Source organism: Mesorhizobium sp. WSM4822, from assembly GCF_055811155.1.
The window spans coordinates 379,804-400,719 of the sequence record NZ_JBVVQM010000005.1 but is presented as its reverse complement, the minus strand read 5'-3'; the positions used below and the strand labels follow the sequence as shown (position 1 = coordinate 400,719).

22 protein-coding genes are annotated in these 20,916 nt (G+C 61.8%); 20 read left to right on the top strand and 2 right to left on the bottom strand.

What is annotated here, in order from left to right:
- The first annotated feature begins 202 nt into the window (after nucleotides 1-202).
- Genes AC0L3E_RS14990 through AC0L3E_RS14980 form a run of 3 tightly spaced genes read left to right on the top strand, consistent with a single transcriptional unit; the run spans nucleotide 203 to nucleotide 3,091 of the window.
- A complete protein-coding gene (locus tag AC0L3E_RS14990; RefSeq protein WP_473605066.1) occupies nucleotides 203-2,473 on the top strand; it encodes an HNH endonuclease in 2,271 nt (756 codons plus the stop codon).
- Nucleotides 2,470-2,787 (top strand): hypothetical protein, encoded by a 318-nt coding sequence (locus tag AC0L3E_RS14985; protein ID WP_473605065.1) that lies wholly within the window; start codon nucleotides 2,470-2,472, stop codon nucleotides 2,785-2,787. Before AC0L3E_RS14990 ends, AC0L3E_RS14985 begins: the two co-directional genes overlap by 4 nt.
- On the top strand, nucleotides 2,777-3,091 hold the full coding sequence (locus tag AC0L3E_RS14980) for a hypothetical protein (RefSeq protein WP_127366055.1): 315 nt from the start codon (nucleotides 2,777-2,779) through the stop codon (nucleotides 3,089-3,091). The genes AC0L3E_RS14985 and AC0L3E_RS14980 overlap by 11 nt, the downstream gene beginning before the upstream one ends.
- A gap of 275 nt (nucleotides 3,092-3,366) precedes the next feature.
- Here the strand turns inward: AC0L3E_RS14980 and AC0L3E_RS14975 are convergent, their stop codons facing one another.
- Nucleotides 3,367-3,681, bottom strand: coding sequence for a YMGG-like glycine zipper-containing protein (locus tag AC0L3E_RS14975; RefSeq protein ID WP_127809883.1), 315 nt, complete (start codon nucleotides 3,679-3,681; stop codon nucleotides 3,367-3,369).
- Between the two features lie 255 nt (nucleotides 3,682-3,936).
- Here AC0L3E_RS14975 and AC0L3E_RS14970 point away from each other — a divergent pair, with 255 nt between their 5' ends.
- From AC0L3E_RS14970 to AC0L3E_RS14960, 3 genes are all read left to right on the top strand, one after another.
- Nucleotides 3,937-4,506 (top strand): hypothetical protein, encoded by a 570-nt coding sequence (locus tag AC0L3E_RS14970; RefSeq protein WP_473605064.1) that lies wholly within the window; start codon nucleotides 3,937-3,939, stop codon nucleotides 4,504-4,506.
- Between the two features lie 203 nt (nucleotides 4,507-4,709).
- The gene (locus tag AC0L3E_RS14965) at nucleotides 4,710-5,621 is read left to right on the top strand and encodes a hypothetical protein (protein WP_473605063.1); all 912 of its coding nucleotides are present in this window, start codon (nucleotides 4,710-4,712) and stop codon (nucleotides 5,619-5,621) included.
- A gap of 186 nt (nucleotides 5,622-5,807) precedes the next feature.
- The gene (locus tag AC0L3E_RS14960; RefSeq protein WP_027052511.1) at nucleotides 5,808-6,797 is read left to right on the top strand and encodes a hypothetical protein; all 990 of its coding nucleotides are present in this window, start codon (nucleotides 5,808-5,810) and stop codon (nucleotides 6,795-6,797) included.
- 102 nt (nucleotides 6,798-6,899) lie between these two features.
- On the opposite strand, the gene AC0L3E_RS14955 is transcribed toward AC0L3E_RS14960, so the two are convergent.
- Complete coding sequence (locus AC0L3E_RS14955) at nucleotides 6,900-7,355, bottom strand: hypothetical protein (RefSeq protein ID WP_473605062.1); 456 nt, start codon at nucleotides 7,353-7,355, stop codon at nucleotides 6,900-6,902.
- An 83-nt stretch (nucleotides 7,356-7,438) separates the two neighbouring features.
- Here AC0L3E_RS14955 and AC0L3E_RS14950 point away from each other — a divergent pair, with 83 nt between their 5' ends.
- From AC0L3E_RS14950 to AC0L3E_RS14885, 14 genes are all read left to right on the top strand, one after another.
- Entirely contained in the window at nucleotides 7,439-9,646 is a 2,208-nt protein-coding gene (locus AC0L3E_RS14950; protein WP_473605061.1) for an LPD3 domain-containing protein, read from the top strand.
- A gap of 203 nt (nucleotides 9,647-9,849) precedes the next feature.
- Nucleotides 9,850-10,035, top strand: coding sequence for a hypothetical protein (locus AC0L3E_RS14945; RefSeq protein ID WP_473605060.1), 186 nt, complete (start codon nucleotides 9,850-9,852; stop codon nucleotides 10,033-10,035).
- A gap of 134 nt (nucleotides 10,036-10,169) precedes the next feature.
- Nucleotides 10,170-10,397: a hypothetical protein gene (locus AC0L3E_RS14940; protein ID WP_473605059.1), complete on the top strand. Its 228-nt coding sequence runs from the start codon at nucleotides 10,170-10,172 to the stop codon at nucleotides 10,395-10,397.
- Between the two features lie 277 nt (nucleotides 10,398-10,674).
- On the top strand, nucleotides 10,675-10,959 hold the full coding sequence (locus tag AC0L3E_RS14935; RefSeq protein WP_473605058.1) for a hypothetical protein: 285 nt from the start codon (nucleotides 10,675-10,677) through the stop codon (nucleotides 10,957-10,959).
- Nucleotides 10,960-11,079: 120 nt separating this feature from the next.
- Nucleotides 11,080-11,691 carry a phage connector family protein gene (locus AC0L3E_RS14930; protein ID WP_127408835.1) on the top strand — a complete coding sequence of 204 codons (612 nt, stop codon included), beginning with the start codon at nucleotides 11,080-11,082 and terminating at the stop codon, nucleotides 11,689-11,691.
- On the top strand, nucleotides 11,691-14,174 hold the full coding sequence (locus tag AC0L3E_RS14925; RefSeq protein WP_473605057.1) for a phage tail protein: 2,484 nt from the start codon (nucleotides 11,691-11,693) through the stop codon (nucleotides 14,172-14,174). Before AC0L3E_RS14930 ends, AC0L3E_RS14925 begins: the two co-directional genes overlap by 1 nt.
- A gap of 257 nt (nucleotides 14,175-14,431) precedes the next feature.
- Nucleotides 14,432-15,100: a hypothetical protein gene (locus tag AC0L3E_RS14920; RefSeq protein ID WP_473605056.1), complete on the top strand. Its 669-nt coding sequence runs from the start codon at nucleotides 14,432-14,434 to the stop codon at nucleotides 15,098-15,100.
- Between the two features lie 3 nt (nucleotides 15,101-15,103).
- A complete protein-coding gene (locus tag AC0L3E_RS14915; protein ID WP_127809890.1) occupies nucleotides 15,104-15,616 on the top strand; it encodes a hypothetical protein in 513 nt (170 codons plus the stop codon).
- A gap of 1 nt (nucleotide 15,617) precedes the next feature.
- Nucleotides 15,618-16,589 (top strand): hypothetical protein, encoded by a 972-nt coding sequence (locus AC0L3E_RS14910; protein ID WP_473605055.1) that lies wholly within the window; start codon nucleotides 15,618-15,620, stop codon nucleotides 16,587-16,589.
- A gap of 198 nt (nucleotides 16,590-16,787) precedes the next feature.
- On the top strand, nucleotides 16,788-18,134 hold the full coding sequence (locus tag AC0L3E_RS14905; protein WP_473605054.1) for a hypothetical protein: 1,347 nt from the start codon (nucleotides 16,788-16,790) through the stop codon (nucleotides 18,132-18,134).
- On the top strand, nucleotides 18,134-18,559 hold the full coding sequence (locus tag AC0L3E_RS14900) for a hypothetical protein (protein WP_473605053.1): 426 nt from the start codon (nucleotides 18,134-18,136) through the stop codon (nucleotides 18,557-18,559). Before AC0L3E_RS14905 ends, AC0L3E_RS14900 begins: the two co-directional genes overlap by 1 nt.
- A gap of 362 nt (nucleotides 18,560-18,921) precedes the next feature.
- Complete coding sequence (locus AC0L3E_RS14895; protein WP_473605052.1) at nucleotides 18,922-19,539, top strand: T6SS immunity protein Tdi1 domain-containing protein; 618 nt, start codon at nucleotides 18,922-18,924, stop codon at nucleotides 19,537-19,539.
- Nucleotides 19,451-19,942, top strand: a complete 492-nt coding sequence (locus AC0L3E_RS14890; protein WP_473605051.1) for a hypothetical protein — start codon at nucleotides 19,451-19,453, stop codon at nucleotides 19,940-19,942. Before AC0L3E_RS14895 ends, AC0L3E_RS14890 begins: the two co-directional genes overlap by 89 nt.
- A 156-nt stretch (nucleotides 19,943-20,098) precedes the next feature.
- On the top strand, nucleotides 20,099-20,890 hold the full coding sequence (locus AC0L3E_RS14885; RefSeq protein ID WP_473605050.1) for a hypothetical protein: 792 nt from the start codon (nucleotides 20,099-20,101) through the stop codon (nucleotides 20,888-20,890).
- The last annotated feature ends 26 nt before the right edge of the window (nucleotides 20,891-20,916 follow it).

The following is a 20,916-nucleotide window of genomic DNA, read 5'->3' as shown; positions in this document are numbered from 1 at the left end:
ATCTCCCCCACGAGGGGGGAGATTGGCTGTTTCGGCGCCGGCGCCTCTGGTCGGCTGACCCACCCAGGCAGCACCGCTGCTCCAGGATTTTCCAGAAAAGTCGATCCGACAGAACCCCGCGAACGCGACAGCCAGCGTGCGACCCGGCCGCGCCGTGATCGCGCGCCCTTTTGTTCAAAGCCAGTTGGGCAGGAAACAGCCAATGGTCAGCATCATCCCTCTCTCCATTGCCCAGCGCCGGCTCGATATCGGCAATGCGGTGCAATACCCGCAGGGATCGCCGATCGGCGGCGCCATGCAGGGTCTTGGCGACCAGTTTTCCGCTGTCGCCGAGCGCTACCAGCAGATGAAGGACCAGCAGGAGGCGTTCGACGCCGAGCTTGCGCGTCGCCGGTTCACCAGCCGGATCGCGCAAGCGGAAGACGAGGTGGCGGCGAATGTGCCGCCCGACGGCGCCGGCCTGCATGAGGCCATGTATGGCCAGGTCGACCCGCGTAGCGGCCAGGTGGTCAAATCAGGCCTGTTCGACACGCTGTTCGACGATGCCTTGCCTGGCATGCCCGAGAGCCAGCGCGCCAACTTCGCTGGGCAGAAGGAAGCGATGCGCGGGGTTGGCGCGCGGCGCATGGCGCAGCGGCAGCTTCAGCAGCGTCAGGACTACGAGCAGACCGAGGTCGACACGGCGCTCAAGACCAGCGCCATCGCGATCGGCAATGCCAACCCCGACGACACCATCACCTTCGAAGCGGCCCGCCAGGGCGGGCTCGACCTAATCGACAAGATGGGGCTCGACCCAGGGATCAGGCAGCAGAAGGTGAAGGACTGGTTCGGCACCGCGGCCAAGGTGCGGTTCGAGGCGTTGATCGCCAAGGACCCGAAGCGCGCGCTGGAGATGTTTGGTGTCGGGATGCCGGTCTCCGGGAAAGGCGACCGCGTCGGCAGGCAGACGCCGGATGAAATCCTGGCGCAGGCTTTCCGAGACGACCTTCCGCAACCGGAACAGGCAGCGCTGACCCGACAGGCTGAAGTGGCTCATGCTGCTCAGCAGGTTGAGCTTCGCACCGACATCGGTCTCGCCGAGCAGAACGCACCGGACGCCATCGCAAGCACCGGCGCCTATTCCGGCAAGATGCCTGGCCGGGACGCCTTCAGGATCGCCTATGGGCTCGATGAGGGCGACCAGCACTTCCGGGACTTTGACTGGCGAGCCGATGTCGGTCGTCAGGTTTTCGGCATGCGCACCATGCCAAACCAGGCAATTCATGCCGCCCTTCGCGATGCCGATTCCGGGCCGAATGGTTCGCAGGAAGACCAGACGCGCCGTGAGGCGACCGCTGCGGCGGTTGGGCTGGTGATGAATCACAGACGAGCCGATGGCGGAGGCTATGTCAGCGAAGTGTTTTCCAATGTCGGTGGGGCCTGGAAGGCTGTGATCGGTGGCGGGCTTGAGGATCCAAACGGCTATGACAAGGACGCCTATGACAAAGCGATAGCCATGTCTGTCGCCGGGCAGGAACAATTGGGTATTGAGAACCCCCAGCCCGTTCCGCGGGCCATTATTCGTGATCTCTCAGATAATTACGACAGCCCGAGTGCGTACCAGCAGGAGATAAACGCGAGGGTAAGCGGGCTGCTCGCGGGAACGTCCGGCCCCGTCGCTCGAGCAAGTGTCGCCCGGCAACTGGCCGATGCCGGTCTGGGCTGGATCATTCCGGATGCGTCCGGGTACAAAGCCCCTTCGACACGTTCGGTGGTTGAATCGCAGTTGAAAGCCCTTGGCAAGACGGTTGCCAATGCGGGGATAGGCGCAGCCGAATTCGCGGCCAAGGTTGTTACCATGGCTGCCGACGGCAATACCCAGGCAACGCTCAGCTCTCCCGATTTCACGGGTGCCTACTACGATCCGTCAAACCGTGTCGAGAACCTGATGATGCATCAGGGATATGATGCTTTGGGTTGGTCGATACCGTGGCCCGGTGCTGGTCGAGCTGCTGTCGCCGAGAAAGGGATCACGCGGGCAGTTGACCCGACGAGTGCCATCGCGGCGGGGCGTGCCGAACGGCTCATTGCCAACAAGAGCGGTTCCGAGCTTGCCTCGGAAGCGGGCACCGGAGCAATTCGGGCACCCACAGGTCAGTTCTATAGTGTGATGCATGAAATGCGATTGGACCCGAGCTTGTATCCTGGCTCGTTGCGCCCAGTACACGTCCAAGCTGCAAACGAATCCCTATTGCAAACGATGGAAGGAGAAATTGCTTTCGCTCAGGATTTGCTGAATCAGGGTCTCAATCTTCAGCGAACGCCGACGGGGCTAGCCCCCCGCGCTGCACCTCTCGGCTTCAGCTGGCACCACGCAGACGAACCCAGTGTGATGCAACTCGTCCCTAGATCTCAACATGATGGAGGGAGTATCTTCCAGAAGACACTGCATCCGAATGGCCGAGGAGGATTTTCCCTATGGGGAAAAAAATGAAGTTGCTGGGTATCGTTGGACGGTTGTCGGAATTTGACGAGGAGGACCCGGTCTACGCAGCGGAGCCCACAATCTACGCGGCGGAGCCTTGGACAGAGGATTCAGACGCAATGGTTTTGCCTCAGCAGGATGGGGTGTTGGTACCAGCCGAGGCAGCTAAAGAGGGCCTGGCATACTTTCTCGAAATCAACCTTGCGATCGAGATTACCGAGGCTTTGGTTGCATCGCAGAAAGAAAAGCCAAGCGTTCCGCTATCTGCGAACGCGTTATTTATTATGCCACCCATGCTGCGTGAGAAATTAAATGTCGACTAACCCACGTTATGACGGGCAGCCGCTGCTTAGACTGCTGGATGTTTATGTGCTCTGGGCGATCGGAGAACTTTCTCAAGAGTCGGAAGAGGGCTTGAAAAGAATGGCCCCCAAACTGCAATCTCTGTTTGGTGGCGATGGACGGTGGCATGACGCAGTCGCCCAGTCCATGCACATGCCCGAGGGAATGCCGGCAGCAATCCGGGATATGTGGGTGAGGAATGTCGAAATCGCTCGCGTCAACGGCACGACCCTCCCGCCCGAGAGATTTGCCGAGATGTTCGTGGACGAGAATTTCAAAAGTTAAACGTTTGATTGGAATTGCGGTGATTGCGCCCTTTGTCCTGCCTGCAGTTCACCCTTTTATCGGCCGCATCACCTAGCTGGCTTGAACCACCGGACTGCAACATGGAAAATAGTGCACTGGACAGTAATTCGCATCGTCGCCCCCTCGTGAGTGCTAAACGATAGCGTCGAACTGCTCCGAATGTAAGGGTAGCACCAGCATCTCAGAACATCGCGCTGCCCCTCATCCCCCTGCCGGGACCTTCTCCCCGTTCAACGGGGAGAAGGTCCAAATGATCAATAATCGCCGTTATAATACCGGTCGTCGCAGGGCGCGGTGTAGATGCGGCCGCTGCGGTCCTGGTAGCGGCACATCTGTTCGCCGCGGCGCTGCGGCGTCGTCGAGCTGCCGACAACCGCGCCGAGCAGGGCGCCGGCGCCGGCGCCGATGAGCGTGCTTTCGGTGTTGCCGCCGATGGCCTGGCCGACGAGGGCGCCGCCGGCGCCGCCGATCAGCGCGCCGGTTCCGGCCCGCTGCTGGCCTTCGGTCTGTGCGCAGCCTGCCAGTGCTGCGGTCATCAGCACGGCGGCGATGGCTTTGTGAAAGTTCATGTGCGGTCTCCCTTGAAGGCCTGAAATCCCTATGGCTGGCCACGTGCGGTCGCATTGCGGCGGAACGGGGGCACGAGGCCTCACGATATAAGACATGGTTTCTCGGGCGTTGATAGACCGGCGGCCGAAAACATCTCTTTCGAACAAGGCGCTAGCGGTGCTCCTTGTCAAAATGATTCAGCCTTCGACGGCTCGCCCCGCTGGGGCTTGATTGGTCGCGCTGTCAGAATTGCCACTGAAAAATGGAGAAATGCCATGACCCGAGGTCTTCCCCGGACGCTTGCCCGTGCCGCCGCCCGCGAAGCCGGCCTTGCCCCGCCCAGGCCCGGCCTGAAAGCCGTCACCACAGGGCAGGGCGGATCGTACCGCACCGTCTTCACCTTCGCCGGCATGCAGGTGCCGGTCACCGACGCGCTGGCCTATGCCGCCCAGAAGATCTTCGACTTCACTGAGGGCAAGGTGCGCATCAAGGGCGGCACGGCGCGGCTGCAGTTCGCTGTGCTCGGCACCCGCGCGACGACCATCAACGACAATGCGGCGCTGACCTGGTCGCTTGGTTCAGCGGCGGCATCGAGCGCGACGCTGGCCGGCGCCATGGTCAACGTGCTGGCCTCGACGGCACGTACGCTCGACGGTGTCGGCGCCGCACTGTCGACCGCCTCGACGGCCGACATCGCCGCCGCCGCGACGCTGGATGGCACGGTGACGCCGGTCGATCTCTATCTCAACCTGGCGTTTGCTATCGGGACGGATATCGACGCCGACGGGACGATTGCCGTGACGGGCACGATCACGCTGCTTTGGGAAAACTGGGGGGATGTTTAGCCGCTAATCTCCCCCCTCGAGGGGGAGATGTCGCCGAAGGCGACAGAGGGGGTCGGTTCGACCGGACGCGACTCCCTGTTCCGAGACAGACAAAGTCGGCGCTCCACGCGCGGCGACCCCCTCTGGCCTGCCGGCCATCTCCCCCTCGAGGGGGGAGATACCTGCCGCCGGCCCATTTCTAACTCTCAACAAAGGAACATCACATGACAGATCTGGCAGACGCCGGGTCCGTGGCGGCGCGTGCGCAGCCGGCGGGCAACCCGGCACAGTCACCGGCAGGCGCGGACAACGGGTCCGCCGCGCCTGGCGGCAAAAGTTGGTTTGACGGTCTTTCCGAAGGCAACCGCAAGCTCGCTGAAACCAAGGGCTGGACCAAGCCTGAAAGCCTCGATCGGGTTTTCACATCCTATGCGGAGCTGGAGCGGCAGCAGGGTGAGAGCCTGCGCGTTCCCGCCCTGGACGCGTCACGGGAAGACTGGGACCGGTTTCATGCCCGGCTTCCCGAGGCCATGCGTCCGGTCACGTCGTCCGAGAAGGTCGAATACCTCAGGCCGGAAGGGCTGCCGGAGAACTTCGCCTATTCGGACGAACTCGCTCAGGCGTCCAAGGCCTGGGCGGTCGAGGCGGGTGCCTCGCCGAAGACCGCGCAGGCCTATCACGACAGGTTCGTCGGCTACATGGCCGAGCAGGCCAAGCATCAGGAGATCGCGCTGGCCCGCTCGGTTGAAGCCACCCATGACGAGCTTGTCAGGGACTGGGGACCGACCGACAGCGACGGCTTTCGCCAGAGACTGGAGGTCGCCAACCGGGCGATGAAGAAGCTCGGCCTGGTCGACGCCTACAAGGCGAAGGGCATCCTTCTGCCTGATGGGGCGCTGACCGATCCGCAGATCGCCAGGGCGTTCCAGGCGATCGGCGAGGCGATGTTCAGGGAAGACACGATCGACGGCGGTGCTTCTTTCAGCGGAGCCAATCCGTTCAAGCGCAATGCCGCCGGCGAACGCAACCTGACTGACATTTCAGCCCTCGTCAAAAGCGACCCCGCCCGCGCCCGGCGGCTGGCTCGCGAGGCGGGAGAAAATCCCGACCGCTGGATGCCCAACAACCCGCGCTGACGATCGATCAGCCGCACTGAAACGCCCCCTCATCCGGCCGCTTCGCGTCCACCTTCTCCCCGCCGGGGAGAAGAGGCGCGCCGACGTCGCAAGTCTCCTCTCCCCCCCCCGGGGAGAGGTCAGCCGAGCGAAGCGGAGGCTGGGTAGGGGCGCCCGCCGCCAACCCAAACCTGAAGGAAGAGAAAAATGGCAGATGCCTATACCCGTATCGCGGACGCGATCGTTCCATCCGTCTATGCGCAATATGCTTTCGAGGAACATGTGCAGTCGCTCGAGATCTACCAGGCCGGAATCCTGTTTTCCGACCCGGCCATCTCGTCAAAGCTGTCGATGGGCGGTCGCTCGGTCGACATGCCCGGCTGGAAGGATCTCGGCAACGATCCGTCCGAGCCGGTCAATGACGATCCGGCCGATTCCATCGAGATGAAGAAGATCGGCTCGCGCCGCGAGGTCGCCGCCCGCAATGTCCGCGCCCAGGCGTGGGGCGTTCCGGACCTGACCTCGATCCTGGCGGGCGACGATCCGCAGAAGCTGATCGTCAAGCGGCAGACCGAGTACTGGCAGCGCGCCAACAAGCTGACCCTGCTCGGCATCCTGAAAGGCGTCGTCGCCGACAACATCGCCAATGACGGCGGCGATCTGGTGCGCACCACCGGCGCCTCCATCGTCGACACCGACATCATCGAGGCAGCCTATCTGATGGGCGACCGCGCGGACAAGTTCAAGACGATCTGGATGCACTCCAAGCAGATGAAGGCGCTGAAGCTCGCCGACCTCATCGACTATGTGCCGTCTTCCGAGCAGGGCGGGCCGCTGATCCCCTACTATATGGGGCTGCGCGCCGTGGTTGACGACGACATCCCGGTGACGGCGGGCGTCTACACCGCCTTCATGTTCAAGGACAAGGCGATCCTGTGGAACGAACTGCCGGTCAACACCGAGGGCGGCCCGCTGGAGTTCGACCGCAAACCGCGCCAGGGCCATGGCGGCGGCGTTACCGAAATGGTCGGCCGCCGGCATTTTGTGCCGCATGTGCCCGGCACCCGCTTCCTCGACGCCTCCTCGGCCGGCGAGTTCGCCACCGATGCGGAGCTGGCGCTGGCGGCGAACTGGGACCGCACCGCGTCGAGCGTCAAGAACATGACGTTCATCGCGCTGAAGACGACCGAGGCCTGATAGGACCGAGGTGGGGGGCGGGGGCGATGCGCTCCCGCTTCTTTTTCTGAACGCAACGCCGGCCAGCTACGCCAGAACAATCTCAACACGCAGGCCGCCCTCTCACGCTTTTCGGCAAGCAGGCGGCGACGGGACGATCTTCAACCCGGGCAAAGCGCTCGTTGGAGGCCTCTCCATCCACGACCCAACCAAACGACGGGCCGCAAGCGCGGCGCCCAGCACTGTGCCGACGCGGTCCGTGATCGCCGGCGCAGCGCTCCTTTGTTTCAAAGCCATTCGAGCAGGAAACAGCCAATGGTCCACATCATCCCCCTCTCCATCGCCCAGCGCCGGATCGATACCGGCAATGCGGCGCAATATCCCCAGGGATCGCCGATCGGCGTCGCCATGCAGGGGCTTGGCGACCAGTTTCCCGCCGTCGCCGAACGCTACCAGCAGATGAAAGACCAGCAGGAGGCGTTCGACGGAGAACTTGCGCGCCGCCGCTTCAACGGCCGGATCGCGCAGGCGGAAGACGAGGTGGCGGCGAACGCGCCGGCCGATGGCGCCGGCCTGCATGAGACGATGTACGGTCAGGTCGATCCGTACAGCGGCCGGGTGGTCAAAGCGGGTCTGTTCGATACGCTGATGCCCTGCCTGATATGCCCGAGAGCCAGCGCATCAATTTCGCCAGGCAGAAGGAAGCGATGCGTGCGGTTGGCGCACTGCGCATGGCGCAGCGGCAGCTTCAGCGGCGCAAGGACTATGAACAGGCCGAAACGACCACGGTGCTGCAAGCGATCACCACCGCCATCGGCAACGCCAACCCCGATGACATCATCAGCTTCGAAACGGCCAGGCAGGACGGGCTCGACCTGATCTCCAAGAGAGGCCTCGACCCGCAGATCAGGCAGCAGGTGGTGAAGGACTGGTTCGGCGCCGCGGCCAAGGCGCGATTCGAGGTGCTGATTGCCAAGGATCCGAAACGCGCTCTGGAGATATTTGGTGTCGGGACGCCGGCCTTCGGCAGCGATGCCTTCGGCGATACGCATGCAGCAGGCACCTCCGTCTCGAGCAGTTCAGAGGTGGCTGCCAGGAAACGTGAACGCGTCGGCGAGCAGACGCCGGATGAAATGCTGGCGCAGGCGTTCAGGGACGACCTTCCGCAAGAGGAACAGATTGCGCTGACCCGACAGGCTGAGGCGGCCAAAACTGCTCAGCAGGTTGAGCTTCGCACCAATATCGGTCTCGCCGAGCAGAACGCGCCGGACGCAATCGCAAGGACCGGCACCTATACCGTCAAGATGCCCGGCCGGGACGCGTTCAGGATCGCCTATGGGGTCGACGAGGGCGACAGACGCTTCCGGGACTTCGACTGGCGGGCCGATGTCGGTCGTCAGGTTTTCGGCTTGCGCACCATGCCGAACCAGGCAATCCATGCCGCCCTTCGCGATGCAGATGCGGGGCCGAACGGTTCGCAGGAAGACCAGATGCGCCGTGGGGCGACCGCCGCTGCGGTAGGGCTGGTGATGAACCACAGACGTGCCGATGGCGGGGGCTATGTCAGTGAAGTGTTCCCCAATATCGCTGCCGCTTGGAAAGCAGTGATCGGCGGCGGGCTTGAGGATCCAAACGGCTATGACAAGGACGCCTATGACAAAGCGATAGCCATATCTTTCGCCGCGCAGGAACACTTGGGTATCGAGAACCCTCAACCCGTGCCGCTGTCCATTATCCGTGATCTCTCCGATAAATATGACAGCCCGAGTACGTACCAGCAGGAGATAAACGCGAAGGTAAGCGGGCTGCTTGCGGCAACGTCCGGCCCTGTTGCTCGAGCAGCCGTCGCCCGGCAACTGGCCGACGCCGGTCTGGGTTGGATCATTCCGGTTGCTGGCTACAAGGTCCCTTCGACGCTTTCGGTGTTGGCATCACAGGGCAAAGCCCTTGCCAAGGCGGTCGCCAGTACGGGGATCGGCGCGGCTGAACTCGCGGCCAAGGTGGTTACCATGGCTGCCGACGGCAATACCCAGGCAACGCTCAGCCCTCCCGATTTCACGGGTGCTTACTACGAGCCGTCGAACCGTGTTGAAAATCTGATGATGCATCAAGAATCTGATGCATTGGCCTGGTTGATACCGTGGCCGGGGTTTGGTCGAGTGGTTGTTGCCGAAAGGGGGATACCGCGCGCAATTGCATCGGTCGGTTCTAGAGCGGCAGCGCGAGCGGAACGATCCATCGGCAGTTCGGAGGTGGCGAAGACTCCAACTTCCGACGTTGCCCCTGGTCAGGTTGCTGGCGAGAAAATCGGGGAAGTGCGTCCAGCCGCTGGCGGGGATGCAGCGGCGGATGGCATCTCGAAGCCAACAGCAAAAACCTGGTTGCCTGCATCATCTGTCACTAACGCCTCGACCGATCTGCTGCCGCTCAAGATTGAACGACCTCAAGCTTTCAAGCTCGATGTCTGGACCGCACCGATGTATGAGGCGAAGCGGAGTGTTGCCGAGTTCGCTCGTGCGATGTTCTCCGGCAAAATCGTTGTCAACGTCGGTGACGGCTCCAAAATTCTCATCCCCTGGAGGAGTCTCAAAAAGTCCCTGACGACAGGGGGGCAGACTTCAAGAGCGGCGCTGGCAGCAGCCCTCAAGCTCGACGAATTGATCGCTTCAGCACGTTTCATAAGGAGCGAAGCAGATCGCAAGGCAAGAGCTGAAATCTCAAATATCTATCGCTATGAACGCGCGATCACGATGGACGGTCATGAAGCACTGATTCATATAGTCGTGCGTGAACACCAAGACGGGAGACGCTACTATGACCATTTCGAAGTGAAGAGTGCAGGTTCGGCGGCCAATGGTAATGAAAAATAAAGCGGCGACGGCTCCGTCCCGCAGCTACACCTTTCGGTGCATCAAATCGGTTGATGTCGGGAACCATCGCCTAGCTCCAAGATAGCAGGAAATGCCGCATAGAACAACGCTGGCCGGCAGGATCTCTATGCGGCCAGCAGAGGCCTAAACGCCTGTCACAGAAATTCCCGTGTCTCACTTATCGGGCGCGGTCAGGTGTGGACTTGTGCGTCGAACTCGGGCTGCCATACGGGCTGAACAGGGTGCCAACCGAAGAAGAGCGCATTCTGGCTGAGGTCGGGGATGGCTACATGACGCCGGCCCAGCGCAAACGGTTGCGATATCTGCGCAAGCGTCGCGGGCAGACCATTTGCGGTGATAAATTTTCAGTGACAGTGATGGAATACTGACACATGGAAAATAGTGCACTGTCGCCGTAATTTCCAAATCGCCAAAGCCGGAATAGGCGGGCCGATTCCGGCTTGTCGAACAAGCCGGTGGGAAGCAGTGCCATATTGCCGAAAAGCAAATCTAGGAGTCAAACATGAGACCCTTGTCCGATACAAGGCCACCAAATTTCGTCGATTGGGACAATCGACCCGCCATGCATAAGCCCAAATCTCCCTGGGTCCGGGTCAATGCCGCGGATGTCGCAAATTCCGCCGATGTGCTTGATGAAGAAGAATGGCGCGATCAGTTCAAAGAGTACGGCGAGCTCGACCCGCCGCTGGAATTTGCCAGCACACGACGCCAGAATGTTTCACCTCCGTAAAATGGGCGGAGGGTAAAGGGGGAATTGCGGTGACAGTGCTGGACTGCGCCCCCATGAGTGAGACACGGTAATTTCTGTGACCGGACGTTTTCATCTTGGGTTCAGGGGTTCTGGGCGAGAACGAAATTGCTTTCGAACTCAAGGGGTGCAGTCCAGCACTATCACCGCAATTCGACGGCTCCGCTCCTTACAAATATCGACTCGTAACTGACGGTTTAACTGTTTCTTCCCCGAGGGCGAATAGAATACGGGTCTACTGCGGCGCGAGACTATTAGTGTGAACTGGTTCCTCTTTGCCATCACGATAGCCCTCGTGCTGTCTGCGCCGTTCCATTTGTACGGAGGCCATCTTCTCGGAGAGGAAATCGAGGCCGAACGTTCAAAGGCCAATTCATTGTATTCACTGATCTATTCAACTTCGAGCTACGCAAAGTATGGCGCGCTCAAACGACAGGCCGACTGGGGCGATCGTTTTGCCTGGTGGTCCTTGCTCTTGGCCGGCTTGGGGCTGGTATGGTGTGCTCTCGTCGTCTTGGCGATGTTCTCCAGCCCGAGTGGCTAATCTGACAGGCCATACCGCCAGCTCCAAACTCTCATCGACACCAAATCCAAGCCGCCTCGGGCGGCTTTTTCATGCCCGGAGAAAATCATGACCCGACCCACATGGACGAGGCGCTGACCCATGGCCATCACCCCGCTCGATATCGCCAACATGGCGCTGGCCGTGCTCGACGAGGCACCGATCGACAGCCTCGACCAGGACGTCAAGGCAGCGCGCTTGCTGAACCTGCATTTCGACCTCGCACGGGAAGCAGAGCTCACCAAATGCGCCTGGGTGTTCGCGATCCTGCGCGCCACGGTTGCCGGGGCGGACACCGGCAGCGATTGCGGCTTGACCTTTGCCTACGAACTGCCGGCCGACTGCCTGCGGCCGCTGCCGCTGACCCACAATGGCGAGCCGGACGGCGCGCCGATTTCGTGGCGCCAGGAGGCGGGGCTGATCTATTCCGACCAGTCCGGCCCGCTGACCATCCGGTACGTCGCCAACCTCACCGATCCCAACGACTGGGATGCGCTGTTCACCGAGGTCCTGGTGGCGGCGCTTGCCATCAAGGTCGCACATCCGCTGACCCACAAATCGGGCATGATCGACATTGCCCGCTCTGCCTATGACCGGGCGCTGGAGGCGGCGCTGAGCGCCAACGCCGTCCAGCGCGGCGGCCGGCTCTACACCGCGTCCTGGTCCAGCCAGCGCGGCGACAGCAGGCCCGGCAATAACAGGATTGCGCGCTGATGACGACGCTGTACCCGATCCAGGACGTCTTCACCCGCGGCGAAATCTCGCCGCGCCTGCATGCACGCGCCTCGCTCGACTTCTATCGGGCGGCGCTGGCCAAATGCGAGAACTTCATCACCCTGCCGCATGGCGGCATCCGCAAGCGCGGCGGCACCTATTTTGCCGGCGAGGTGAAGATTTCCGCGAAGACGACGCGGCTGATCCCGTTCATCTTCTCGGCCGATCAAGCCTATGCGCTCGAATTCGGCGACCGGTACATCCGCGTCCATGCCTATGGCGCGCGCGTCGGCGCGGTGGAGGTCGCCTCGCCCTATCTCGAGGCGGACCTGTTCGAGCTCGCCTATGTGCAATCGGCCGACCAGATGTGGATCACTCACCGGGACCATCCGCCCAAGGTGCTGACCCGCAGCGCGCATACAGCGTGGGCTCTGACGGATTTCGAATTCCTCGACGGTCCCTACGACCCGGTCAATGACACAGCGACAACGCTGACGCCGTCCGATACCGGGCATCTGACGCCGCGGATGACCAGCAACACGACCCCTTCCGGCACCGCTTCCACCGGCAGCGGCAGCGCCTCTGCCTGGCAGATGTTCGACCGCGACAAGACGCAGGATATCGAAATTGCGAGCGGCGGCGACGGTTACATCCGGTTCCGCAATGCCGGCGGCGTGCAGCACGTGGTCGATGCCTACTGGATCACCACGTCGCGGCTGGCAACGGGCGATTACGATTTCTTCACTGCTTGGGAATTGCAGGGTTCCAATGATGGCAACAACTGGGTCACCCTGGACACGCGTACGGGCGAACTCGGCTGGGGCAATGGCGAGACCCGCTTCTACGACTTCACGAACAAATCGGCGTTCGAATACCATCAGTTGGTGTTCAGCGGCGGCGGTGGAGACGATGCAGTTGTCACCGTCTCGGCCGAGTTAGCGATGCATATCGCCGCTTTCGATCAGACGCCGTTCGATCTCACGGCGTCCTCAACCATCGGCATCAACAACGACACCGGATTTCAGGTCTCTGATGTCGGTCGATCCATTCGCCTTCTAGGAGCTGACGGCATCTGGCGCTGGGCCAGGATCACCAGTCGCACCGGCACGACGGTCGTCAAGATCATTCTCTACGGCCATGCGCTGCCGAACATGAACCCGATCACGCGCTGGCGGCTCGGCACCTTCGTGCCCGGCAAGTACGTCGAAAGCGGGTCGCTCTACGAGGAGCGGCTGGCCTTCAGCCGCAAATTCTCGGTCTATGCCTCGGCCACCGGCGACTTCGACAATTTTGCACTGGGCGAGAAGGACGACGACGCTCTGGAGTTCGTCCAGGCCGGCGGCGGCCAGGCCAACGACATCGTCTGGATCGCCGACAGCGACGGCGCGCTTCTGATCGGCACCTCAGGTGGCATCCGCGCTCTGTCGGGCTCGGGCATCGACGAGGCGCTGACGCCATCCTCGTTCAAGAACCGGCGCTCGCGTACCTTCGGCTGCGCCCGCATCCGCCCAGTCGATGCCGGCCAGTCGTTCCTCTATGTCACACGCTCGCGCAAATCGATCGCCGAGCTGACGCAGACGGCGCAGAGCCGTTTTGCTTCGGACGATGTCGGCCAGGTCTCCGAGCATATTCCCAAAAAGGGCGTGGTCGAGCTCGCCTTCCAGACCGATCCCGACCCGTTGCTGTGGTTCCCGCTCGAGAATGGCGAGCTTGGCGGTTACACCCACCAGCCGAGCCAGGAGGTGCGCGGCATGCACCGGCATCGTCTCGGCGGCAGCGTCAGCGGGGCGGGCCCCGATGGTTCAAATTGGGCTGATGTCGAAAGCGCTGCGGTCACCCCCGGCCAGGACGGCAATGACGACCTCTGGCTGATCGTGAAGCGCAGCATTGGCGGCGTGACCAGGCGCTACATCGAAATCAAGACCGCGCCGTTCGAATACGGCGCCATCGGGGACGCCTTCGAGGTCGATTGCGGCCTGACCTACACGGGTCTTGCGGTCACCACGGTGGGCGGCGCCATGCATCTCGCCGGCCAGTCCGTCGATGTTCTCGCCGATGGAAAAGTCTATCGCGGCCTGACCGTCAGCGGCGGCGGCACCGTCACGCTGCCGGGCGGTTCTACCGCCGCCAAATGGCAGCTTGGCCTGCCCTATGCTGCGGGCGCCGACACGCTGGAGCTCGATGTCGGCGGCCGCGACGGCTCCATCATCGGCCGCCGCAAGAAGGTGGTGAAAGTGATCCTGTCGCTGCTGGAGACCGACACCACGGGGCTTCAAGTCCAGTCCTTAATGCGCGGCCGCTGGGAGCCGGTGCGCATGCCCTCGATCGTCGCGCCGGACGGGCGGGCAACGCTGTTCACCGGCAATGTCGAGGTGCCGATCGACGACAGCTGGGAAGGGCAGGGCCGCGTGAGGATCCGCCACGTGAATCCCACGCCTTGCACCATCCGGGCGTTCACGCCGGTGTTCGACGCCGAGCCGTAGAGCGCCGGCGTTGAAGCTAGTGATCTCCCCCCTTTGAGGGGGAGATGTCGCCGAAGGCGACAGAGGGGGTCGGTTCGACCGGACGCGACCTCCTGCGTTGAAAAGAGGATGCCAGCGCTCCACGCGAAGCGCCAACCTTCATCTGCCGCAGAAGGTCGCATCCGGTCGAACCGACCCCCTCTGGCCTGCCGGCCATCTCCCCCTCGAGGGGGGAGATAACGCTCCGCCGGCCCGCTCTCCAAAAAAGGACCCCCCCAATGACATCCCACCATGCCGAAATCCTCGGCAGGGCGCGGACGGCTGCCGAATTCGCCGCCGTCATCGCCTTGCTCGACACCGACCTCAACGAAGCGCTTCACTGCAGAGCCGAACTGGCACAAGCCGAGGACCGCGCGGTCTTCGGCGATGGCGACCTGGCCGCCGCGCGTGCCGCGCTGGACGATTGCAACGAGCAGATCGGGCTGCTGGAAAAGATCATCGTCGCTGCCGGCAAATGCCGTGCGGAGGCCGCTCGGAGCGAAGCGCGGGCCGACATTTCCGCGCTTGGCGACGAGATCAAGGCCAAAGCTGCAACGCTTGGCGAGCGCTGGCGCAGCGCCCGCCGGCTGGTCGAGCTTCTGCGCCAGGAATTGTTCGAGGCCGATGCGCTCGCCCGCACCATTGCCACCGCCAACGGCCTGTTCGATGCCGCCGGCGTCGCCGAGCTGAAGATCAACCTGATCACCACCCGCCGCGCCGCTATGGCCGGCCCGCGGGCCGCTGCCCCGGCCCGTCTCAGCCGGCCGGCGCTGCAGGCCGACAGGCTGCTTGTGTCGTTCCTCACCCCCGGCGGTGTGCTCGACCCGCGCCCGGCGCTCGGCGCGCCGGTGGACGGCGTCAAAAGCAAATTCATTCCCGCAACCACCTCCTTTGGCGAACGAGGCTGAACCATGTGCACACTTGCCCTTATCGGCACCGCCCTTTCTGTTGGCGGTGCGCTGGTCGAAGGCCAGCAGTCGAAGCAGATGGCCGACTATCAGGCCAAGGCCTACGGGCAGCAGGCGCAGGCCGAGGCGCAGAGTTCCGCCTTCGAACAGAGCCAGGAGCGGCACAAGCAGGATCTCCTGCTGGGCCAGGCGCGCGCCCAGGCCGGCGCCTCGGGCGTCGGCCTATCAGGCTCGCCGGCCGAGGTGCTGGCCGCCAATGCCAGGCAGGGTCAGCTTGATCTCGACGGGATGCTGTACGGCTCGCGGCTGCGCCAGAACAACCTGAACACGCAAGCCGCGATCTCGCGCTTCTCCGGCAAGCAGGCGGCGACGGCATCGATCTTCAACGCCGGCAGCGCGCTCGTTGGCGGCCTATCCAAAATCTACGACCCGACGAAGGCCGTGAGCCTCGGCGGTTCTGCATTTTCGCCTCGGGCGAGCGCGGCCATAGCCGGCGGCTATTCGGGGCTCTACTGAAATGGTCCACATCATCCCCCTTTCCATTGGCCAGCGCCGGCTCGATACCGGCAACGCGCCGCAATATCCGCAGGGATCGCCGATTGGCGGCGCCATGCAAGGGTTGGGCGACCAGTTCTCGGCTATCGCCGCGCGCTACCAGCAGATGAAGGACCAGCAGGAGGCGTTCGACGCCGAGCTGGCGCGCCGCCGGTTCAACGGCCGGATCGCGCAGGCAGAAGACGAGGTGGCGGCGAACGCGCCGGCCGACGGCAACGGCCTGCATGAGGCGATGTACGGCCAGGTCGATCCGTACAACGGCCGGGTGGTGAAGACTGGTCTGTTCGACAGGCTGTTCGACGATGCCTTGCCTGGTATGCCCGAAAGCCAGCGCGCTGGTTTCGCCGGGCAGAAGGAGACGATGCGCGCGGTTGGCGCACGGCGCATGGCTCAGCGGCAGAAGACGCAGCGCGACGACTATGAATTGGCCGAGTGGACCAAGGTCGACACCATGTCGACCAGCGCTATTGCAAACAGCGACCCGAACGACGTCGTGAACTTCGAGGCGATCCGGCAGAGCGGGTTTGACCTGATCTCCAAGATTGGCAACCCGCTTATCAGGCAAACGGCTGAGCTTGCCTGGCGCACCAACACGGCCAAGGCGCTGGTCCAGGCGATGATCGCCCATGACCCGAAGCGGGTTGCGGAGATGCTGGGTGCGGGGACGCTCGGAGAGCCTTCGGGGAGCGATGCCTCCGGCGTTCAGCCGGTCACCTGGATTCGCGTTTCGGGCAGCTCGGATGCGGCGGCAGCGACAGGCGACCGTGTTGGCAAGTTCGCGCCGGGCGAGCGAGTGGCGCAGGCTTTCCGGGACGACATTGCTCCGGCGCTCGATCCTATGGCGATTAAGCCCGCAACCGACCGACTCGCGGACCTATCTCCAGATGATGTTCAGCGGCTGATCAACCAGGCACATGCCGCGACCACGGCCTAACGGATCGAGGCGCGCACCAACATCGCCCTCGCTTCGCAGAACGCTCCGGACGCAATCGCCAATACGGGCAGCTATTCCGGCAGCGTGCCTGGCCCCGCGGACTTCACCGCCGTTTATGGCACTGAGGAGGGTGGGAAGCGCTTCCAGGATTTCAGCCGACAAATTGATGTCGGCCGCCAAGCCTTTGGCATGCGGACGATGCCCAACCAAGCGATCCACGCAGCGCTGCGCGATGCGGAGCCTGGGCCGGTCAGCTCCGACGAAGAGCAGACACGGTATCGGGTTACGGCTGCCGCTGCGCGCAAGACTCTGGGCATGAGGCGGGCGGACCCTGCTGGCTACGTCCGCGAGGTCTTCCCCAATGTCGACGCCGCGTGGAGGGCGGCAACGAACACGGACGGCAAATCGGGGACCAGTGATCCGGCGGCGTACAGATGGGCCATCGCCATCTCTGTCGCAGCCCAGAGGCAACTGGGCGTCGAGGCCCCTCAACCTCTACCAAGGGCCGTTGTCCAAAGCCTTGCCGACACCTTCAGCAATGAAGACGTGCCGCAAGCCGACAAGAATATCATCCTGCATGATCTTCTGACAGCAGTGCGCGATCCGGGTGTTCGCGATCCCCTCTCTCTGCAATTGAATCAAGCTGGTCTTTCTGGGCCGACTGAAGTCGACCCGATCCTCACTACTGCGACAGTGCAAGGAAGGCTTCCACCGGCGCATCCTGGCGAAGCCCGGTCTGCATTCCAACGAGTTGCGGACGACTTCGGCAACTATCTCAGCGAAAGCTTCGAGGCCCTAGGCCGAGTCCCCCATGACATTGGGCTAGGCCTCCGGGATCTGCACGATTCTCCTTTGGGTTTCCTTGAGCAACTGCCCGCCACTCCTGGCTCGGGGGCGGTTGGTGGAGGGCGCTTAGCGTTAGAGACAGTCGGCGAAGCTGTTGCAAAAGGCTTGGCCATAATCCGCGGCGGGAGGGGCAAGTTTGCCAAGCCGCTGGAGGAGTTCGCAACAAGTGGTTCGCGCGCCACAACGGAGCTTGCCGCTGAGGGCGCGGTGGCTCGCCAAGCCGTCGGTGCGGAGGCTCGTGCAATAAATGCAGCAAATGAGGCCGCTTACCGTCTTAGCACCGGCGTAAAGGCCGACAAGGCCGAGCTTCTTGAGATAATCAAGTCAATCGCAAGGGATCCGTCCAAAGTAAAATATCCAGGAGCATCGCTTGGAAAAGCATTTTCGAAAAATTACCGGAAAAAATTTCTTGACGCGAATCCGAATCTGGTGGGAGATGTTGTCGTCCACCATGCTGCAGAGCGGCAGATGTGGGAAAGATTCCCAGACCTTTTTGCTGCAGATGAGATGCACTCTCTTGAAAATCTTAGAGGCATACCAAAAGAATTAGATAACCTTTTGCACAAGATCGTTTTTCGATTCGAGTGGGATCAATTTTACGAGGCGCACCCCCAGGCAACTCGCCAGCAAGTGCTGGACTACGTGACTTATATCGATAAGAAATATGGGCATCTGTTCAATCCCCCAATAGGTGAGTGATGCAATACTTTAAAATACGACCGAACGTCGCTGGCGGGATCGGCAAAAACACCGTTCTCGACCGCAGCGTGCATCCGCCGATCGTGACCAAGCTTCACTATGTTGTAGAAGGCTGGTTCGGCGATGTGATCGTTGCGACATTCCCCTGTTTCCTCGTCACTGAGGAAACCCAGCGCGCCCTGCAGAAGATGGGCTTTTCGGGTGCGACCTTCGCCGAAGCCGAGGTGACGACCTCGGAAGAGTGTCAAGAGGATCAACCCGGGCTGGAGCTACCACCTTTCGTATGGCTGAAGGTAAATGGGAAGGCTGGTCGCGACGATTTCGGGATCGCGATACCCTTCCGCCTTGTCATTTCGAAACGCATTCTCGATTTGCTGGAGTCATTGGGAATACCGTTTGCCGTGGTCGAGCCTTACGAACAGTAACGGGATTGCGCTTTGAATTGCGATGACAGTTCATTTTTTGTCGACGGCACCCATGTGACTGCAGTGAAACATTCGGACTGAGAACTAGAAAGTAGTGCACTGTCACCGAAATTTCCCCAGAGTTTATTTGCAGCTAGGAGGGGAGACATACTGGAGAATATGGGCCCACTGGATCCCAGTGTTAACACCAGTCTTGGGTCGCAGATAATACAGCAAATCAAGCTGCTGTCTTATGGAACTAAAATCAGCAAGGTAACGATTGGAGATCGCGGTGTTCGAGACATTCCAAAAAAACTTTCCGGTGGATAGCACTGTGCCAACGGATGCGGGCGATTCTTCGTTGGATTCGAAGGCGCCAGGGTTTGAAAGAACTGCTCATGAACTTCGGAGGCGGATCATTCAAGCACGGTCTGTACCGGATCGTCCGCGCACAGGATGTGGCGCGTTGGAATGCCAGAGTCGGCCTCGGCTTTCCTGAGTTCACCGGGCGGATCACCTGCTTCGGCTACGATTGGCAAGGGACGGTGTTTGCTGTCGATACCGGACGGTTGGAGAAAGGCGAGCCCGGGGTGGTGATGTTTGAACCAGACACGGGCGAGGCTCTGCAGATACCGTGCAATATCAGAACCTTCCACGATATTGAACTTATCGAAGACGAGGATGCTGCGCTGGCGTCCGATGGATACGCAATGTGGCGGGAAGCCGGCGGCGCCGAGCCTGCCTATACGCAATGCATAGGCAGTAAGAAACCGCTGTTTCTAGGTGGCGAGGACTCAATTGAGAACCTCGAATTATCTGATCTGGATGTCTATTGGCACATCATGGTCAAATTATCGCGAAGGTGCGAGGCCTGCCGCCAGGTACACAAGTGCGCATCTCACCTTGAGCAGGATGGCGACGGAGTTAGTTATAAACAACAATGCCAAACCCGATTTAAACAGCGTCACACGTCTGCCTCCGGCCGATGTCAGCACCGGTGACGAAAAGCTTGATTCCGCCCGGATCGAGGCGCGCCAATACCTTGAATTCTTTACTTGGGTATCAGCCATCAAAGGCGAATATCTTGGTTACGGCGCGGAAGGGATAATTTACATTTTCCTTTTCGAGATAGAGACCAACCGAGCAGATGTGAACCCATGGACATGGGTGATCGTCGGTGATGTGCCGCCGACGTATTTGCCAGCCGACGATGGAAAGACCCCATTTGAAGCGTTGGATGGGTATATTGGTGCCCTTGAAGTCTGGATTGAGACCGCGCGCCACGGAAAATCCGTAGCGAAATTGATACCAGTCAATGTCGACGCGAATCCCGCCAACGCCGAGATTCTGGCGAGCCGGCTCAAATTCCTCGACGAACAGATTCTGCCGTTGCTTCCGCACTGATCTGCCGCACGTACCCGCGCGAGCATCGTGAGTAGGGCTGAGGCCGGGCGGCAACCGAGTTGCTGCATGAGGGGTCGGCAGGGCGGGCCGACCTGTAATTGAACCGCAATTTTTCCCAGCCTCGCTTTCGCGGGGCTTTTTCATGGAGCAAGCCTTATGGCCCGACCTGTAACCGCCGCCGTTCGCCTGTTGACCGGCGAGCGCGAACCCGTGCGCCTGGCGACGACCGCGAACCTGGAGACGATCGTCATCGACGGCGTCGCCTGGATCCAGGGCCTCAAAATGGTTGACGGCGTCCAGACCGCGACCGGCGACCGGGTGCTGGTCAAGGACCAGGCGGACGCCAGGCTGAACGGCATCTATACGGCGTCGGAAGGCTACTGGTACCGCGCGGCCGATGCGCGCACGGGTCGCACCATGCAGAAGGGGACGACGGTGCATGTCCAGGAGGGCACGGCTTCGGCTGATTTCGTCTATGCCTTCCAGACAGTGAGCCCCGTGATCGGTGCCGACGACATTGTGCTGTCGTTTTACCAGTCCGACGATACCGTCGGCGATATCCAGGCAGCCGCGCAAGGCATCATCGACCAGGCCCAGGCGGCGGCGGATGTGGCGACGGGCGCCATGACAACCGTGCTCGATCCGCAATTTGCGACCAAGGCGACGGCGGAGGCGTACTCACCGGCGATCGCGCCGGATTATATCAGGACTGCCGGCTATTCGCAGGTCGGCGACGGCCAAGCCCTCTACAGGAAGAATGGCACCATTTCGGCGGGCGGGGGCGGTCTGGCGATCACGTTGCAAGGTGGAGCAAGAGCCGGCTTCGACATCGTCAACGCACCGAGGTCGAAGGAGATCAACATTCGCGCGGCGGGCGCCGACACGGCAGCCGGTAACAACAGGACCGCGTTTGTCAACGCCATTCTGCCGCCGGGCAGGGCAGGCTGATCATCCCGGCTGGCACATTCTCGCTG

Coding starts and splice junctions, on each gene's coding strand:
- AC0L3E_RS14990 (WP_473605066.1), top strand. CDS start 203: ATGGTCAGCATCATCCCTCTCTCCATTGCCCAGCGCCGGCTCGATATC.
- AC0L3E_RS14985 (WP_473605065.1), top strand. CDS start 2,470: ATGAAGTTGCTGGGTATCGTTGGACGGTTGTCGGAATTTGACGAGGAG.
- AC0L3E_RS14980 (WP_127366055.1), top strand. CDS start 2,777: ATGTCGACTAACCCACGTTATGACGGGCAGCCGCTGCTTAGACTGCTG.
- AC0L3E_RS14975 (WP_127809883.1), bottom strand. CDS start 3,681: ATGAACTTTCACAAAGCCATCGCCGCCGTGCTGATGACCGCAGCACTG.
- AC0L3E_RS14970 (WP_473605064.1), top strand. CDS start 3,937: ATGACCCGAGGTCTTCCCCGGACGCTTGCCCGTGCCGCCGCCCGCGAA.
- AC0L3E_RS14965 (WP_473605063.1), top strand. CDS start 4,710: ATGACAGATCTGGCAGACGCCGGGTCCGTGGCGGCGCGTGCGCAGCCG.
- AC0L3E_RS14960 (WP_027052511.1), top strand. CDS start 5,808: ATGGCAGATGCCTATACCCGTATCGCGGACGCGATCGTTCCATCCGTC.
- AC0L3E_RS14955 (WP_473605062.1), bottom strand. CDS start 7,355: ATGCAGGCCGGCGCCATCGGCCGGCGCGTTCGCCGCCACCTCGTCTTC.
- AC0L3E_RS14950 (WP_473605061.1), top strand. CDS start 7,439: ATGCCCGAGAGCCAGCGCATCAATTTCGCCAGGCAGAAGGAAGCGATG.
- AC0L3E_RS14940 (WP_473605059.1), top strand. CDS start 10,170: ATGAGACCCTTGTCCGATACAAGGCCACCAAATTTCGTCGATTGGGAC.
- AC0L3E_RS14930 (WP_127408835.1), top strand. CDS start 11,080: ATGGCCATCACCCCGCTCGATATCGCCAACATGGCGCTGGCCGTGCTC.
- AC0L3E_RS14925 (WP_473605057.1), top strand. CDS start 11,691: ATGACGACGCTGTACCCGATCCAGGACGTCTTCACCCGCGGCGAAATC.
- AC0L3E_RS14920 (WP_473605056.1), top strand. CDS start 14,432: ATGACATCCCACCATGCCGAAATCCTCGGCAGGGCGCGGACGGCTGCC.
- AC0L3E_RS14915 (WP_127809890.1), top strand. CDS start 15,104: ATGTGCACACTTGCCCTTATCGGCACCGCCCTTTCTGTTGGCGGTGCG.
- AC0L3E_RS14910 (WP_473605055.1), top strand. CDS start 15,618: ATGGTCCACATCATCCCCCTTTCCATTGGCCAGCGCCGGCTCGATACC.
- AC0L3E_RS14905 (WP_473605054.1), top strand. CDS start 16,788: ATGCCCAACCAAGCGATCCACGCAGCGCTGCGCGATGCGGAGCCTGGG.
- AC0L3E_RS14900 (WP_473605053.1), top strand. CDS start 18,134: ATGCAATACTTTAAAATACGACCGAACGTCGCTGGCGGGATCGGCAAA.
- AC0L3E_RS14890 (WP_473605051.1), top strand. CDS start 19,451: ATGGCGACGGAGTTAGTTATAAACAACAATGCCAAACCCGATTTAAAC.
- AC0L3E_RS14885 (WP_473605050.1), top strand. CDS start 20,099: ATGGCCCGACCTGTAACCGCCGCCGTTCGCCTGTTGACCGGCGAGCGC.